The sequence below is a fragment of the Halomicronema sp. CCY15110 genome (genome assembly GCF_016888165.1).
In the GTDB taxonomy this organism is placed as follows: Bacteria; Cyanobacteriota; Cyanobacteriia; order Phormidesmidales; family Phormidesmidaceae; genus Halomicronema.
Map to the genome: position 1 here is coordinate 91,550 of NZ_JACSWC010000433.1, position 13,110 is coordinate 104,659.

Sequence of the window (13,110 nt, forward strand, 5' to 3'; positions counted from 1 at the left end):
TCAGGGGACATTTGGCTCTACATTTGCCCCAGGCTGACTGGAGGCATCACTGATATCCAGCCGCTTGCATTTGAAACAGGCGAGCATAGCGACCGTTATATGCCAGCAAGGCTTCGTGGGTGCCATATTCAATCACTTGGCCCGCCGATAGCACTAAAATTTCATCGGCCCGCCGCACCGTCGAAAAGCGATGGGAGATCAAAATTGCCATCTGATTTTCCGTTGCAAGGCGAAACTGATCAAAAATTTGGGCTTCTGCTTCCGCATCCATGGCCGAGGTGGGCTCATCGAGTACCAACAAATCGGCATCCGAGCGCATGAAGGCCCGCGACAGGGCTACTTTTTGCCATTGGCCGCCCGACAGTTCCTGACCGCCCTTAAACCAGCGGCCCAACTGCGTTTGAAACCCGTCGGGTAGCGCTTCGATAAAGGGCTTGGCCGTCCCTTTTTGGGCCGCGATCGCCCACTGGGGCTCTTGCTCTAGGTGCTGCACATCACCCACGCCAATGTTTTCCCCCACTTTGAACTGATAGCGCACAAAGTCTTGAAAAATGACGCCGATGCGCTGGCGCAATACCGCCACATCCCATTCCTGCAAATCGCGACCATCGAGCAAAATGCGGCCCTGAGTCGGCACATACAGCCGAGTCAGCAGCTTGATCAGCGTCGTTTTGCCGGAACCGTTTTCTCCGACGATCGCCAACTTTTGGCGCGGTTGCAGACGAAAGGTTACATCGGACAAGGCCAGTTTGCTGGATCCCGGATAGGTGAACGAAACGTGCTCGAACCGCAGGCCGTCGCTGGGGTCAGGGCCAGAACGCGCCGTTCCCTCGGTCTGGGGAATGGGCTGCTCCAAAAATTCATACAGGTTCGACAAATACAAGCCGTCTTCGTACATGCCGCCGATCGCGGTCAAAATGGCGGTAAAGGCATTCTGTCCCTGACGGAATACGGTGAGATACATCGTCAACTCACCGAGGGAAATGCGGCGGGAGATCGCGGCCAACACAATCCAGCAGTAGGTACTGTAGAAGGCGGCGGTGCTGAGCAAGCCCAGTCCGTAAGTCCACCCACTGCGCCGCACGGTGAGATCGCGGTCTTCGCCATACAACTGCTCAAAGATCGCCTGATACCGCTGGAGCAGCATCGGCCCCAGCTGAAACAGCTTGACCTCCTTGGCATAATCTTCGCGACCGAGCAGCACTTCCAAATAATTTTGGCGGCGGGTTTCGGGCGATCGCCAGCGAAACAGCCGAAAGGCTTGGCCCGCAAACCGGGTTTCGGCCACAAAGGCTGGCACCGTCGCCCCGAGCAAAATCACCACCGCCCACCCCGAAAATTGCAGCAGCAAACCGCTGTAAGTGAGGAGCGATAAGACATTTTGCATCAGGCCAAAGGTCCGATTCACCATGCTTAGGGGCCGACTCGACGCCTCCCGACGGGCGCGATTCATCTTGTCGTAGAATTCTGAATCTTCAAAGTAGGACAGGGGCAGTCGCTGGGCCTTTTCAAGAATGAGCAGGTTGACCTTTTGCGCCAGCAACGCCCGCAGCAGCGAGGTACACAGATTGAGCCCCTGACGTGCCCCCGCCAGCGCCATCACCAGTACCGCCTCGATCGCCAAATACTGGAGCGCTTGATTGCGATCGGCGATCGTCCCTGACTCCGCCGCTTGAATCACCCCATCGACAATCAGTTTGCCAAAGTAGGCGATCGCCCCCGGCAGCAACCCAGAGACCAACGTACAAACCGCGAGCCCCAGCGTTAAGCGGCTGTGGGTCTGCCACACCAATTCAACCGCCCGGCCACAATATTGATAAATATCGAGCGCACTCTGCCAAGTTGCTAACTGCCGTTGCGCCGCTCGCTGCCAACGTCTTATGTGTCGTGTCACCATCTTTTCAGCATACTGGGCTCGCTGCCCCAGTGCTTGCCGCTTGATAGGAACCGTGAGAGGCGCTACGCTGGCAAAAAATCTCGGCGACGCTTGCCGAGGTAACCACTTATTGAGCAGGCCACTGCGGTGTCTCTAAAGCTGATTATCGGCAATAAAAATTATTCGTCCTGGTCGTTGCGGGCTTGGCTATTTATGCGCCAGAGCGGCGTGGAATTTGAGGAAATCAAACTCGCGTTGTTTACCGAGCAGTGGCAGACCGAGATCAAGCGGTATACCCCAGCGGGTAAAGTGCCCGTGTTACTCGATGGCGCGATCGCGGTTTGGGACTCGTTGGCCATTATGGAATATGTGCGGGAAAACTTTTCCGATACCGTGGGCTGGCCCAGCGATCGCGCGGCGCGAGCCCATGCCCGTTCCATCGCGACGGAAATGCACTCCGGTTTTATGGCCATTCGGGAAGAGCTGCCGCAAAATCTGCGGGTGTGTCAGCAGCGATCGCTCGACGACTTTTCCAGTGCTGCCCAACGGGAAATCTCGCGAGTCGAGCGGCTTTGGCAAGACGGCTTTGAGCGCTATGGTGGCCCCTGGCTGTGCGGTGAGTTTTCCATTGCGGATGTGATGTACGTGCCGGTAGCATTGCGGTTCGTCACCTACGGCATTCAGCTCCAGCCCACGGCTCAGCAGTTTGTCACCCGCACGCAAGCACTGGAGTCCGTGCAAGCCTGGTGCCGCGATGCCGCCCACGAGGCAGAAACCTTACCCTTCATTGACGCGGCGGCAGCACGACCCTATTCGTAGCCCAGTAGCGGCACCTTGTCGGCAGTTCGGCTTGCCGGAACGGGGTTGAGCCAGATGCGCTCTGGGGGCTGATCTGACAGGGATTGGGCCATGCAACCAGGCTAAATAGCCGTGCTACCCTGAGTAGGAAGCCTTTTGCTACTTGAGGTATGACGATGCAGGCTGCAAAAGTATCGGTTTCTTTGCCAGCTTTCCTGCTGGAGTTTGTCGAAAACTATAAAGTGGCCCACCAATGTAAGTCTCGCTCACAGGTGATTGAGCAGGCATTGGAATTGTTGCGATCGCAAGAGTTAGAAGCCGCCTATCGGGAAGCGGCGCAGGAAGTTGATCCGATCTGGGACGTAACCATTTCAGACGGGCTGAGCGATGAAGCGTGGTGATATCTATTACGCTAATTTGAATCCCACCGTGGGGTCGGAAACGGCCAAACGCCGTCCAGTGTTAATCGTCAGCAATGATGCGAATAATCGCGCTGCCAGTACGGTGACGATTTTGCCGATTACTTCCAATGTGAGGCGGGTCTATCCCTTTGAGGTGTTGCTCCAACCGGAAGAGAGCGGACTATCAAAACCGTCGAAGGTGCAGGCACAACAAATTCGTACGATTTCAGTTCAGCGATTGGATGATGCGATCGCAGGCCGCCTAAATTCTCGACTAATGCAGCAAGTAGATGCAACCCTGAAATTACATCTGGCACTGCCTTAGTTAGAGCGTGCGGATGCTGAGCATCGTCAGTGAGAGCCCGATTGCGCATCCAACGTTGTGGATTACTCCAACGCTTCAGAAGCAATGGCTACTTCGCTAGTGATTAAAACCGCAATCATAAGCCTGCATCCATAAAGACTAATAAAATCTGCGAAGCCTCCTTCAGATTATCAAGTAGTTTTAGATTAAAACTTCGATAGCAAAGAGCTCAGAACTAAATATCGGCATCGCTAAAGAAATCCTCGTCAATCTTTTTTAGATCAAATGTTTTTTCAATACTGACACCAACATCATGTTCAATCATGAGCTGGGCCAGTTCTTGACCATCAACAAGAACAATTTTACTATCACGAAGTCGTTCCACATAAGTCTTAGCTTGTTTCGTAAAGCTAGAAGTTGTCATGAAAACACCTTTACGGGCACCGACTCCAGCCAAAGCACCCTGAAAGGCTTGGATTTTTTCTCGCCCAACAGATTTATCGTTTTCCCAGCGTTTTGCTTGAATGTAAATTGCATCAAGACCTAGTTTGTCTTCTTTAATTAGGCCGTCGATACCGCCATCTGGTCCAACAGGTACTCCTTCTATATCCTTGATGCTACCGCCATATCCCATGGCGTGGAGTAAGCTCAGAACCAACCATTCAAACTTGCTTGGATCCATGAGCATGATTTTATCCAATAGATTATCTCTTAGGTTGGCTTCAAAGATGGAATATGCATTGCCGATCACTTCGTCTGGAGTGGTTGACTGAGGGCTTTTGGGTATTTCTGATATTGTTGTTTCAGTCTTCTCGGATGTAGCTCTATCCCTAAAGGCTTTAAATTCGTTAAAGCGCTGGAGATATAAGTCATCAATAGAGTTGGGGTTTTCGGCTAGAATCTTACGTCCCCGTTTAGTAATTCGGACATAACCACGTCGAGTTCTTTCCAGTAATTTTGCTTTGCGGAGATACGTGGATGCCCAACCAACACGATTATCAAATACGGCTTGTCTGCCACTCGGAAGTTTGATTGTGCGTTGCTCAGGAGTTAGATTGAGTTTCTGAGCCAACTGCTCACGTAATTCTCGAATCGGATGCTCTTGATCGTCTTGTGCCGCTAACTTTAGTAGCGGCAACATTAGTTCATCGTAAGTAGGCAGAGTCATGGTGTAATGAGCCAGCGCAGGCAAGAACATGGAGCAATGTTCACGGTGCAAGTTTTGAAGCCGACCTGCACTTTGATGGGGGTAATATCCAGCCATTACTCCGCTAGTTGAGAGTGCCCAAATTACTCAGCAGTGATTCATAACTGGAGTCCAACTACTAAGGATTAGCTCGGGTGGAAACCACAAAAATCAGGTTCAAATTAGGGATTTATTTGGTGCCGAATATGCGATCGCCCGCATCCTCTAACCCCGGCAAAATATAGACGCTGTGCAGATCGTTCTGCCGCCCTGGCAGCAGGGCGATCAAGCAATCACTCACGCCGCGATCGCACGCTAAACTGATAGCCAACTCAGTAAATTTTTCAGCACAGCGATGGCTTTATCCCTGCCCCCCGAACTCCAGCAGTTTGCCGAGCGCCAAATCGCCAATGGCAAATATACCTCTCTCGATGAAATTCTCCTTGCTGGCTTGCAAGCCTTAGCTGAGCGTGAGCATCTTTACCAGGGCCGCTTTGAAGAATTGCGTCAGGAAGTCTTGCTCGGTGCTATTGAAGCAGAACGGGGCGAACTCATGGATGCCTCGACAGAAATTGAGGCCATTCGTCAGCGGCTTCAGAACCGCCACGCTGAGCAATGAACCGGATCTGCCGGATTACGCCCCGCGCCAGTCAAGACATTGAAGCCATTATTGAAGCCATTGCCGACTTCCTTGCTACCCATAGCAGCCTTGCCAGTGCAGAAAGCTTCCTAATCGGTATTGATGCAACGCTGAACCGGGTTGCCCAATTCCCTCAAATTGGCCGTAAACGCGATGAGCTTTATCCCGGCCTACGAAGCTTGCCCTATAAGCAATATCTGATTTTCTATCGTTTACTTGACGATGTGATCGAGGTCTTCCGTATTATCAGTGGCTATCAAGATGTGACGGTTCTCTTTGCAGAAAGCGAATAGCGCTTCTCCTGGAAAGCTCAAGCGTTGAGCAAAAAGGGCTGCTGATTCTGCAAAATTTGTCGGGCAAAGGTCAGCTTTGATTTCAGGTCAGAGTCAGCGATCGTTTCTAAAAAGCTGAGGAACTCAATCTGTTGACTGAAAGTTTGAAAGGGTAGTGCTTTGGTGGCTAAATCAGGCAAATTAGGTCTGACCCGTAGGAGCTCAATGCCAATAATCTGATCTTTTCTATCGTAGTCGTACACCAGATCCGACTCAATGGTTTCTGAGTCAACTACGTCGCCTTCTGCCAATCGCGGATACAGCGTATCCAAATCTGGATCAAATTGAATGTTCATCAGCCAGTGAGGAGCAATGTTTATTTGGTGCCGAACATGCGATCGCCCGCATCCCCGACTCCTGGCAAGATATAGCCGTGCTCGTCGAGCTTGTCATCAATGGCGGCGGTGAAGATGGGCACGTCGGGGTGTTCGGAGTGAAAATACTCGATGCCTTCGGGGGCGGCGAGGAGGCAGACAAATTTGATGGAATGGGGTTGGGTTTCTTTGAGGCGATGGACGGCGGCGACGGCAGAGTTGCCCGTAGCCAGCATGGGGTCAACTACCAGCATGTCCCGCTCTGAGACATCTCCCGGCACTTTGAAGTAATACTCCACCGCGATGTGGGTACGCGGGTCGCGGTAGAGGCCGATGTGACCCACGCGCGCCGACGGCATGAGCTGCAACATGCCGTCGAGAATGCCTTGCCCCGCGCGCATGATGGAAATCAACACCACTTTTTTGCCCGCCAGCATCGGCGCATTCATTTTGGATAAAGGTGTATCAATCTCGACCTTTTTTAAGGGCATGTCGCGGGTGACTTCGTAGGCCAGCAGCATACTGATTTCGCCTAACAGGCTGCGAAATTTGGCGGTGCTGGTGTCTTTTTTCCGCATCAGGGTCAGCTTGTGCTGGACGAGGGGATGGTCGATGAGGGTGACGGTCATGAGGGTCGGTGGGGTAGATGGAGTAAGTGGGTGGCAGGGTGGTTGGGTGGCAGGGGATGAGGGTGGCAGGGTGGGTGCGACAGATTGGGGGCAATCAATGTGTCGTTCACGAAAGGTCTCGCCCGCACAGGATGTGAATCAATTTCAAATTTCAAATTTCAAATTTTGAATTAAAACACGGTGCCGTCGCTGTGGATAGTGATGGGTGGTGAACCGTCGGGCCGCCGGTGTTTGGCGGTGCGGCGACCAGCGGCCCAGGTGCCCCCTTCGAGGACTTTAATGAGGGGCAGTTCGTCGGGAGATTTGCCCAACTGTTGGCGCACCCGATCGCCAATTCGATCCAGCATCACGACGGTGAGGGCACGCCATTCCAACACTACGGGGGAACTGGGCGAATGCGCCTCGCGAGTGACGGCAGCGTGTTTGGGCAAGAGCAGCCCCAGATCCACGCAGAGACCGCCATTGCGGTATTCCGCCAGTCCGGTGAGGGCGTTCAGGTTGGTAACGGTGAGGCCAGCGGACTGCAAGGGCTCCACCAGGGAGTAGGTGAGCCACTGGGACAGCTTGTGGAAGGGCACCAGATTCTTGCCGGGAGCGGTGTCGGGTAGGGCGGCATGGGGCCACACATCGCCGAGGTTGGTAGCCGCGATCGCCACGCGCCCCGGCCAAATATCGCCGAAACTGACCAACACTTCGGTCAACAGATGCCCGGCATCCAGCGTGGCTCCGTACGTGGTCTGCCAATAGTCCAGCAGGTTACCTGGACGTGCAAAGTTGGTGCCAAATCGCTGGGGCTGAGCGGCGAGGGTGTGGCCGAGTTGGTGCAAGAGTTGCAGCCTTCCTGACAACCCCACTAAAGGATTGTCGTCGCTGACCTGGAAGGCGTTGGCTAAGTCGGTCTCGGTGAGGGCTTGCAGTCCGGCGGCATCCACTTGGTAGGGCTGATCCGGGTCGGACGAAAAGACGCCCTGTTGAAAGGCGTGGAGGCTGGCGATCGCCAATCCTTCCGATCGCCCTAGCACCTGGTCAGCAACGCGATCGTGGTAGCGCCACTGGCTCCCCGCCCCGGCATCCAGCAGCACGCTGACAATGGCGAGGTCGAGGCGCGATCGCGCCGCTTCTGGCCTTGACATTCCCGTGAGCATTTCATCCAACTGGGCTAGCCGAGGCGTGCCCCCGGCGTCAAAGTGTCGCCAGCGGGAGTGAAAGGGTACCTCAAAGTCAGGATAGAACTGCTGGGTAGTTTCCACCACGTACGCCGCGACAGCGTCCAACTGGCTGAGGTCGCAGGCGAAATGTTCTAGCTTTCCCGTCTCGCAGAGGGTGAATAACTGCTGGCAGCGATCGCGGATGGCTTGGGGGGTGCGGAGGTAGGCGATCGCGGCGGACTCTGACGGTGTCATCATGCCTCCTCGTATTGCCGACCGATGGTGGTTTCCAGCACCGTTTCGTCGGGCACCTCGCCCTCGGTGTAGTAACCGGCCGCTTTTTTCGCCTTCATTTCCACCTGGGCATCTTCGGGAATCAGCTCTTCGGGAATGGTGATGCGCTCACCAATCTCAATGCCGGACTGGGTCACGGCGTCATATTTCAGATTGCTCATCGACACGAACTGGTCAATGCGGGTGATGCCCAGCCAGTGCATCACGTCCGGCATGATTTCTTGAAAGCGCATGTCGGGCACCCCGGCCACGCATTCCGTCCGGGCGAAATAGGTGTCGGCGCGATCGCCCCCGGCCTGTCGTTTGCGGGCGTTATACACCAGAAACTTCGTCACTTCTCCCAGGGCGCGGCCTTCTTTGCGGGCGTAGATAATCACCCCTGCCCCGCCGACTTGCGCCGTTTGAATCGCCACCTCAATGCCGTGAACCAGGTACGGACGACAGGTGCAAATGTCGGAGCCGAACACATCGGAGCCGTTGCATTCATCATGGATGCGGACGGCCAGGGGTTTGGCGGGGTCGGTGATCGCTTCGATTTCGCCCATGATGTAGACCGTATGTCCGCCAATGGGTGGCAAAAACACTTCTAAATCGGGCCGGGTCACCAACTCGGGGAACATGCCGCCAGTTTGCTCAAACAAGGTGCGACGCAAGTCGCTTTCCGCCACGCCAAAGCGCTTGGCGATGCCGGGCAGATGCCAGACGGGCTCGATCGCCGCCTTGGTCACCACCAGTTCGCCGTTGGCTTTCAAAATTTTGCCGTCCACCTTGAGACGCCCCTGAGCGACGGCGTCTTGCAGTTCGGGAATGTTGATGTGGGCCTTGGTGATGGCGATGGAGGGGCGAATGTCGTAGCCTTCTGCCCGCAAATCGGCAAACAGGTTATTGTCCAGCGTGCCAAAAGGATCGAGGGCGACAATTTTGTCGGGGTCGCCCCAACTGGGGTAAGGGCCAATGGACACCGTCGGGGACGTGTCGGTGAGGTCGGCCTGGTGATCACGTTTGAGACTGCCACTGGCGATCGCCAACGCCCGATACACGGCATAGCCGCCAGAATGGGTGCCGATGGCGTTGCGATGGGCCAGGTTGCCCAAAGTGGCAATGATGGGGCCGCGTTCTTGCGGGTCAGGATGGCCCCACTTAACGGGGTGTGGCTGACTGCCAAATTGAGCCGGGTGGGAGGTAAGCACAATGTGCTTATGGCGAGGCGACTGAGCCGAGGTCATCGTAGAGCCCCTTGATCACTAAATTTTGAACCTATCCTGTCAGGGTAGCCCAGACTGTAGTGCCGGTTGCAATGTCGGTATTCGCCCAGGGGGTGCAAAGGGGACGGTTCCCTGGGTTTTAGCAAACGGCTTGCCGATCATCCCGCCGGGAACCGTCCCCTCACAACGCCGGGTAGCCCAGACTGTAGTGCAGATTGCAATGTCGGTATTCGCCCAGGGGACGGTTCCCTTTGGCATCGTGCATAGTTTTCTTTGTTCTGAAGTAGCCGAGGGAACCGTCCCCTTTCTGTCAAATGTCGCTCTGGCCGATGAAAGGGGTGGCCCATTTGCGCCAGTTTTCTTTGTTGAAGGGCGATCGCCATTTGCGGATCAGCGCCGCTTCCAGGGACTGACGGGCCTGGCGATCGTCGGGGGCGTAGGGCCAAAAGCCAATGTTGACCTGCACGGGCAAATCGGCGGCGCGGTGCGCCGACACATAGTTCAGAATGTAGCGTTTGCAGTCGTGGGTGCCCTTCCAACGCTGATTGGCTTTGACGGTCTCGCCCACATAGAGCAGCAGATCCGCCTCATGATCCACCACAAAATACAGCGCGGCATTGCCCGTATCGGTGAACTGCTCGCGCCAAAACTCCGCATTGCGTTGGGGCAGGGTAAAGGGATCGATTTCGTCCCCAGGGGAGGGGGCACTCTCGCCAAATAAGCTGCCTTGGGTCGCGCCTGCTCCCCCTGTCACCGTCTGTTGAAACTCGTGAATGCGCTGTTTCCAAGCGGTGAGTTCGGCGGCGCTCAGGACCGTTTGCTGGGCGGGACGGTTATACGCCCAAGACACCTCAGCGGCTTTGAGGTCTTGAGTGGAGAGCAGAGAGGGTTGATAGTCCGCCACGCGATCGCCTGCATCTAGCGTTTGCACCCACTGATGATACTGCACCCACGCTATAAGTCACGGAATTGTGAAGAAGGAAGATAGCCGCACTTTGGCCATCCCAGCTCGGGGCGGAAATCTTGGTTGTACAAGCATTTGCAAGTGATCTATTCAGCAAACATCTCGGCCAGGGTAGCCATGAGCAGTTTTTGCTCATCTCGACTGATTTGACCCAGCTTTGTGACTAATCGCGCCTTATCAACCGTACGCATTTGATCTAAGACAATTTGGCCACTTTTGCCCTGAAACTTACAGATAACCCGAGTGGGGTATGGCTTTCCTTGGGTGGTCATGGGCGCAATAATCACGGTGGCAATGTGGCGATTCATCTCATCTGGTGAAATCACGACACAAGGGCGAGTTTTCTGAATTTCACTGCCAACTGTGGGATCTAAATTGACCAAAAAGACATCAAAACGCCGGACTACCATTCCCACTCGGATTGCTCCCAATCTGTCTGATTAACTTCATCGAACAGTTCATCATCTTGATGTTCGGCCATTTCCACAAATGCCTCATCCCATCCGAGTCGAGCACTTTGGGCGGTGCGAATGGTGAGACAATCCCCTTGAACCTCAATTTCAATGTCTTCCTGAATCCCACTTTGCTCCAAGAGCATCTTAGGAATCCGCACGCCTTGAGAGTTGCCAATTTTGACAAGCCGCGTTCTGACGATAGTGCCCATAGCTAAATCCTGGTCGAACCCGAGGGTGTGATCACATTGTAATTACATTCTTGAAGCTGTTCCAACTGCGACAAATGAATTTCATGCTTCTTGGGCGGCCCCAGCTCAATATGTTCACAATCTTGGCCTGCTACTACCTGGGTGCGCCTGGCCTAAAATCTCCCCTAGCGGTAATCTTTATTTCCTTTTCGTCGCCTGACTCGATAGTCTATAAAAGTGCCTCCCATCATTTATCAAGCCAGTGCTTTCAAAAACTCTTAGTCGTCTGTTTGCCAGTTTGTGTCTTTGCCTGTGCCTAGGATGGGGAGGGATGTTGCCCGCGATCGCGGCCCCCGCCCCTGCCGACTTTAGCCAGGCCGACATTCAGGCAATCGCCACCCTGCGCGAAAAAGCCTTTATCACCAGTCGCGAGGGCGATTATGCCGCAGCGGATGAGCTGTGGACGCAGCTATTGGAGTATTTGCCAGAGGAACCCGCAATTTGGAGTAATCGGGGCATTGTGCGGGCCAGCCAGTTTCAACTGGATGAGGCCATTGCCGACTACACCCAAGCCATTGCCCTCGCCCCCGATGAACCTGACTCTTACCTGAACCGGGGGGCGGCCTACGAAATGCAGCAAGAGTGGGAGGCCGCGATCGCTGACTACAACTACGTCCTGGAAATTGATCCCCAAGAAGCGGGGGCGCTGAATAATCGCGGCAATGCCGAAGCGGGGCTGGGAGACTGGGAGGCCGCGATCGCAGATTACAAAACAGCCGCCGACCTTGATCCCAATTTTGCGCTGGCGCGGGTAAACCAGGGACTCGCGTTCTATCAAGTTGATCGCAGTGATGAAGCCCTAAAGGTATTGCGAGGCGTGGTGCGCAAGTATCCCAATTTTCCCGATGCGCGGGCAGCATTGACCGCCGGATTGTGGGCTAGCAACAAAAGGGGGGAAGCGGAAAGCCAGTGGGTTGCCGTTGAGGGCTTGGATAGCCGCTATAAAGATGTGGATTGGGTGCGCAACATTCGCCGTTGGCCCCCGAAGATGGCGGATGCCCTGGAGCAGTTTTTGACCCTGGAGGGCTAAGACCCGCGTGTTGGAACTGTCACTCATCGCTGCTTTAGGGTTTTTGGGAAGCTTTGGCCACTGTGTGGGCATGTGCGGCCCCATTACGGTCGCGTTTGCCCTTGCCGCTCGGACTCAGTCCGCAGCGACGACGGCACTCCCCACGAAAGCCCAACAGTTCGGTTTCCACCTGTGCCTGAATTTGGGACGGCTCGCCAGTTATGTATTGGTGGGAGCCGCTATTGGTGGGTTGGGCTCTGTCTTGGTCGCCAGTGGTCACATGGCCGGAGTGGGCAGTGGGCTCCGGCGGGGCATGGCGCTGTTCACGGGCACGCTGTTGATTTTCATCGGTTTGCGGCAGGTGGCTCCAGGCTTGTTGCCCCAACTGCCATTCCTACATCCGTTGCAGGGGGCGCTGCACGATCGCCTCCAGCACGTCATGGGGCATACTGCCCAGTCTCGCCGCTGGTGGACGCCGCTGTTGCTGGGCCTCGCTTGGGGGCTGATTCCCTGTGGCTTTCTGTATACGGCGCAGATCAAAGCGGCGGAAACTAGTTCGCTACTGGCGGGAGCGGCAACCATGGGGGCATTTGGTTTGGGCACGCTGCCAATGATGGTGGGCCTGGGCACCTATAGCGCCTGGTTGAGCCGCGATCGCCGCAGTCAGCTCTTTCAACTCGGCGGTTGGATTACCCTGCTGATTGGCATTTTGACCCTGCTCAGAACGGGCGACCTCATGGTGGATTATGCGGGCCATTGGTCGCTCCTGTTGCTGGCCCTGGCTCTAATTGCTCGGCCCATCAGCAAAGTTTGGTCCCAGCCCCTGCGATTTCGCCGCTTATTGGGCGTCGGGGCGTTTGTGATGGCCTTGGCGCACACTGTCCACATGCTCGAACATAGCTGGAACTGGCAACCCGCAGCGGTGCGCTTTATGCTGCCGCCGCACCAGTGGGGGATGCTCGCTGGCGCGATCGCCCTCCTGCTGATGGTGCCGCTGACGCTAACCAGTACCGATCCGGCCCAGCGGCGCTTGGGCCAGGCTTGGCGATCGCTGCATCTGCTGAGTATTCCAGCTTTGTTCCTGGGCGGGCTGCACGCGATCGTCGCTGGATCGAGTTATCTCGGCAGTCTGCAACTACAAGGGCGACCGCTGGTGCATTCCGGCTTACTAACGGGGAGCTTGCTGTTGGTGATGGCGTTGCGATCGCCCTATTGCTGGCGACTCTTCAACCTTAAGCAGTGGTATGCGCCAGCGGCCAAATCGCGGCCAGCCACTCCGTCCTCCACATCTCAATGTCACTAACCCG

Annotated in this window: 16 protein-coding genes and 1 pseudogene; 7 read left to right on the forward strand and 10 right to left on the reverse strand. The window is 55.4% G+C overall.

Annotation, left to right across the window (positions count from 1 at the left end; genetic code table 11):
- Positions 1-46: 46 nt before the first annotated feature.
- Positions 47-1,897, reverse strand: a complete 1,851-nt coding sequence (locus JUK32_RS25230; RefSeq protein ID WP_204141636.1) for an ABC transporter ATP-binding protein — start codon at positions 1,895-1,897, stop codon at positions 47-49.
- A gap of 126 nt (positions 1,898-2,023) precedes the next feature.
- On the opposite strand from JUK32_RS25230, the gene JUK32_RS25235 reads away from it, so the two are divergent.
- The 3 genes from JUK32_RS25235 (at position 2,024) to JUK32_RS25245 (ending at position 3,400) form a co-directional block, all read left to right on the forward strand.
- On the forward strand, positions 2,024-2,695 hold the full coding sequence (locus JUK32_RS25235; protein WP_204141637.1) for a glutathione S-transferase family protein: 672 nt from the start codon (positions 2,024-2,026) through the stop codon (positions 2,693-2,695).
- A gap of 155 nt (positions 2,696-2,850) precedes the next feature.
- Positions 2,851-3,075: a CopG family transcriptional regulator gene (locus JUK32_RS25240; RefSeq protein ID WP_204141638.1), complete on the forward strand. Its 225-nt coding sequence runs from the start codon at positions 2,851-2,853 to the stop codon at positions 3,073-3,075.
- On the forward strand, positions 3,062-3,400 hold the full coding sequence (locus JUK32_RS25245) for a type II toxin-antitoxin system PemK/MazF family toxin (protein ID WP_204141639.1): 339 nt from the start codon (positions 3,062-3,064) through the stop codon (positions 3,398-3,400). Before JUK32_RS25240 ends, JUK32_RS25245 begins: the two co-directional genes overlap by 14 nt.
- Positions 3,401-3,614: 214 nt before the next feature.
- On the opposite strand, the gene JUK32_RS25250 is transcribed toward JUK32_RS25245, so the two are convergent.
- Complete coding sequence (locus JUK32_RS25250; protein ID WP_204141640.1) at positions 3,615-4,643, reverse strand: restriction endonuclease; 1,029 nt, start codon at positions 4,641-4,643, stop codon at positions 3,615-3,617.
- Between the two features lie 112 nt (positions 4,644-4,755).
- Positions 4,756-4,833 (reverse strand): annotated as a pseudogene (locus JUK32_RS28875) (uracil phosphoribosyltransferase); the annotation flags it as partial.
- Positions 4,834-4,920: 87 nt separating this feature from the next.
- Between JUK32_RS28875 and JUK32_RS25260 the strand changes: the two are divergent.
- Together JUK32_RS25260 and JUK32_RS25265 are read left to right on the forward strand one after the other, a co-directional pair.
- A complete protein-coding gene (locus tag JUK32_RS25260; protein WP_204141642.1) occupies positions 4,921-5,184 on the forward strand; it encodes a type II toxin-antitoxin system ParD family antitoxin in 264 nt (87 codons plus the stop codon).
- A complete protein-coding gene (locus JUK32_RS25265; protein WP_204141643.1) occupies positions 5,181-5,498 on the forward strand; it encodes a type II toxin-antitoxin system RelE/ParE family toxin in 318 nt (105 codons plus the stop codon). Before JUK32_RS25260 ends, JUK32_RS25265 begins: the two co-directional genes overlap by 4 nt.
- 17 nt (positions 5,499-5,515) lie before the next feature.
- On the opposite strand, the gene JUK32_RS25270 is transcribed toward JUK32_RS25265, so the two are convergent.
- The 7 genes from JUK32_RS25270 to JUK32_RS25300 form a co-directional block, all read right to left on the reverse strand.
- Entirely contained in the window at positions 5,516-5,833 is a 318-nt protein-coding gene (locus JUK32_RS25270; protein WP_204141644.1) for a DUF2283 domain-containing protein, read from the reverse strand.
- Positions 5,834-5,853: 20 nt separating this feature from the next.
- Positions 5,854-6,480: a uracil phosphoribosyltransferase gene (upp, locus tag JUK32_RS25275; RefSeq protein WP_204141645.1), complete on the reverse strand. Its 627-nt coding sequence runs from the start codon at positions 6,478-6,480 to the stop codon at positions 5,854-5,856.
- Positions 6,481-6,650: 170 nt separating this feature from the next.
- A complete protein-coding gene (locus JUK32_RS25280; protein WP_204141646.1) occupies positions 6,651-7,883 on the reverse strand; it encodes a URC4/urg3 family protein in 1,233 nt (410 codons plus the stop codon).
- On the reverse strand, positions 7,883-9,148 hold the full coding sequence (locus JUK32_RS25285) for a GTP cyclohydrolase II (protein WP_204141647.1): 1,266 nt from the start codon (positions 9,146-9,148) through the stop codon (positions 7,883-7,885). Before JUK32_RS25285 ends, JUK32_RS25280 begins: the two co-directional genes overlap by 1 nt.
- Before the next feature lie 289 nt (positions 9,149-9,437).
- Positions 9,438-10,076: a GIY-YIG nuclease family protein gene (locus JUK32_RS25290; RefSeq protein ID WP_309224636.1), complete on the reverse strand. Its 639-nt coding sequence runs from the start codon at positions 10,074-10,076 to the stop codon at positions 9,438-9,440.
- A 101-nt stretch (positions 10,077-10,177) separates the two neighbouring features.
- The gene (locus JUK32_RS25295; protein WP_239113067.1) at positions 10,178-10,501 is read right to left on the reverse strand and encodes a type II toxin-antitoxin system PemK/MazF family toxin; all 324 of its coding nucleotides are present in this window, start codon (positions 10,499-10,501) and stop codon (positions 10,178-10,180) included.
- Positions 10,495-10,755, reverse strand: a complete 261-nt coding sequence (locus tag JUK32_RS25300; protein WP_204141649.1) for an AbrB/MazE/SpoVT family DNA-binding domain-containing protein — start codon at positions 10,753-10,755, stop codon at positions 10,495-10,497. Before JUK32_RS25300 ends, JUK32_RS25295 begins: the two co-directional genes overlap by 7 nt.
- A gap of 310 nt (positions 10,756-11,065) precedes the next feature.
- Here JUK32_RS25300 and JUK32_RS25305 point away from each other — a divergent pair, with 310 nt between their 5' ends.
- The gene (locus JUK32_RS25305; protein ID WP_204141650.1) at positions 11,066-11,824 is read left to right on the forward strand and encodes a tetratricopeptide repeat protein; all 759 of its coding nucleotides are present in this window, start codon (positions 11,066-11,068) and stop codon (positions 11,822-11,824) included.
- Positions 11,825-11,831: 7 nt separating this feature from the next.
- Positions 11,832-13,106 (forward strand): sulfite exporter TauE/SafE family protein, encoded by a 1,275-nt coding sequence (locus JUK32_RS25310; protein WP_204141651.1) that lies wholly within the window; start codon positions 11,832-11,834, stop codon positions 13,104-13,106.
- Positions 13,107-13,110: the final 4 nt, after the last annotated feature.

Excerpts from the sequence above, each read along its gene's own strand:
- JUK32_RS25230 (WP_204141636.1), bottom strand. The coding sequence starts at position 1,897 with ATGGTGACACGACACATAAGACGTTGGCAGCGAGCGGCGCAACGGCAG.
- JUK32_RS25240 (WP_204141638.1), top strand. The coding sequence starts at position 2,851 with ATGCAGGCTGCAAAAGTATCGGTTTCTTTGCCAGCTTTCCTGCTGGAG.
- JUK32_RS25245 (WP_204141639.1), top strand. The coding sequence starts at position 3,062 with ATGAAGCGTGGTGATATCTATTACGCTAATTTGAATCCCACCGTGGGG.
- JUK32_RS25250 (WP_204141640.1), bottom strand. The coding sequence starts at position 4,643 with ATGGCTGGATATTACCCCCATCAAAGTGCAGGTCGGCTTCAAAACTTG.
- JUK32_RS25260 (WP_204141642.1), top strand. The coding sequence starts at position 4,921 with ATGGCTTTATCCCTGCCCCCCGAACTCCAGCAGTTTGCCGAGCGCCAA.
- JUK32_RS25265 (WP_204141643.1), top strand. The coding sequence starts at position 5,181 with ATGAACCGGATCTGCCGGATTACGCCCCGCGCCAGTCAAGACATTGAA.
- JUK32_RS25270 (WP_204141644.1), bottom strand. The coding sequence starts at position 5,833 with ATGAACATTCAATTTGATCCAGATTTGGATACGCTGTATCCGCGATTG.
- upp (WP_204141645.1), bottom strand. The coding sequence starts at position 6,480 with ATGACCGTCACCCTCATCGACCATCCCCTCGTCCAGCACAAGCTGACC.
- JUK32_RS25280 (WP_204141646.1), bottom strand. The coding sequence starts at position 7,883 with ATGACACCGTCAGAGTCCGCCGCGATCGCCTACCTCCGCACCCCCCAA.
- JUK32_RS25285 (WP_204141647.1), bottom strand. The coding sequence starts at position 9,148 with ATGACCTCGGCTCAGTCGCCTCGCCATAAGCACATTGTGCTTACCTCC.
- JUK32_RS25295 (WP_239113067.1), bottom strand. The coding sequence starts at position 10,501 with ATGGTAGTCCGGCGTTTTGATGTCTTTTTGGTCAATTTAGATCCCACA.
- JUK32_RS25300 (WP_204141649.1), bottom strand. The coding sequence starts at position 10,755 with ATGGGCACTATCGTCAGAACGCGGCTTGTCAAAATTGGCAACTCTCAA.
- JUK32_RS25305 (WP_204141650.1), top strand. The coding sequence starts at position 11,066 with ATGTTGCCCGCGATCGCGGCCCCCGCCCCTGCCGACTTTAGCCAGGCC.